The sequence below is a fragment of the Burkholderia sp. Bp8986 genome (assembly GCF_003854225.1).
Taxonomy (GTDB): Bacteria; Pseudomonadota; Gammaproteobacteria; order Burkholderiales; family Burkholderiaceae; genus Burkholderia.
On the sequence record NZ_QTQM01000139.1, the window covers coordinates 1 to 1,759 of the forward strand.

General features: G+C 47.6%; 1 protein-coding gene. It reads left to right on the forward strand.

Features of this window, described 5'->3' with window-relative positions:
- Positions 1–318 precede the first annotated feature (318 nt).
- Entirely contained in the window at positions 319–1,719 is a 1,401-nt protein-coding gene (locus tag DID99_RS36515; protein ID WP_124668716.1) for a hypothetical protein, read from the forward strand.
- The last annotated feature ends 40 nt before the right edge of the window (positions 1,720–1,759 follow it).

The following is a 1,759-nucleotide window of genomic DNA, read 5'->3' on the forward strand; positions in this document are numbered from 1 at the left end:
AGTTTCTGACGCGGTAGCGCGCCTTCGGCTCGTGCGTCTTGCTTCTATCCCAGCGCATCTTCTCGGCAAAAATCGAGTATCGACGCAGGAACCCGAATTGTTAACAGAGGTATCGCCCCGGTCGTTGCGCGTATACGTCACCACGGCGCTCGCCGGATTTATGCAACAACGCCCCAAAACGCATTTATCAATCCGATCCACTCTGAACGGACTGCTCAACTTCGGGTATATTTGTTAGAAAATACAATGACAATTAGTGTTTATTCATTTGCCCCTGTCACTCTTCTGATAAATCAACTGAGCAGAAGGCGCTCAGGTTTGATCGAACGAAATTCCGTATTCAATAGCTCCAAAGATGTCGATAACTTTCTTCGGACCTTCACTTACATGGGTCCAATGGATAGACTCAAAGACAAATTGAGAAATTTGTTTTTTCACAACATCTCAAAAGAAGATAGCCTAAAAGCGATTGCTTTCGATCATATCTGCAAAGATCCCCGTGGGCGAAATTACCTTGCCACCAATCATCGCGACTTATCTAGCCAACATCTTCTGAATCAGGTAGAACCTGCTGTCCGACGCGAAGCAGATCTGGTATTCGATAACGAATCAGGATTACTCATGCTGAAATTTTCGGCGGTGTTCCCAGATATTACTTTCGCTCAAGACTCTGACGCCGAGCCAGACTTTTATGATGACGGGTTGAGTAATAGCATGTACTTACCGCTGATGGACGATTGCTTCGGTATTAGCCAAGGATGCATCACTCCTGACGAATTCGCGACCTTATTGACCTCGATGGACGAAAAGATGGCCTCCCAATACTACGCGAAAGAGGCCGAACGCTTTTATGCGATGGAAAAGTTCGCAGAAAGCCGCGAAATGGCCCGCCAATCGCTCCGCTCGACGATCAACCATTTGATGGAAGAGGAACGTCTGCTCGAAGCAAGAGCTGCTCATAAACATTTGGCGAATCTCTACGAGGAAGAGGGGCGATACAAAGAAGCCGCCGCCACTCTTCACCTATCGGCCCGTTTCTGCGAAATAGAGAAAATTGATCCACGGTTCACCGATGAGCACAAAAATGAAATGAACCGACTTATAGCTTTACACTACGAGTTTATCCATCGATCCAACGCATTACATCAACGATTGTATGAGCGGCTTGCGCAGCTAGAAGCTCAGCCGCACGAAATATCAGAGTGGGGAATGTTGCCTGACAGTACGCGCGCGTTATACCGTGATCAATGGAAGTACGAGACAGAAATGACCGCGATGATGACGGGGAACTCCGCTAGGAACAGGCAATGGCTGGCTGACAACGAGTTCGAAGCCGTTCCCAATTCGGGAAGCAACAATAACTGCTTACTGATCTCACTGCTGCAACACGCAACGGGAGATTATGGCCATGACCATAATGAACGTGTGAGAGAGTATCGTAAACGGCTAATCAACGAGCATCTTACAGCGGAAAACAGTCAGTTATTTTTCGTGGAATCGGCCACCAAAAGAGCAATCGAACTTATCAATTCTGATCATAAACTAATGTATAAATTGAACGTAACTTCGATCACTGAGGTCGACGGCGCAATCTTTACTGAACGGATTGGAGGCGAGTTGTCTGATAACTTCCGAGAAGTCGCAATATGGGATCAGGGGGGGCATTTTGTAGCGATCACGCCGCTAAGAGTCGCTAACACAAGTCATCCACGAATCTAGAGCAGATGACGGCGGCAGCCAGAGCGAGCAAAGCGGCATG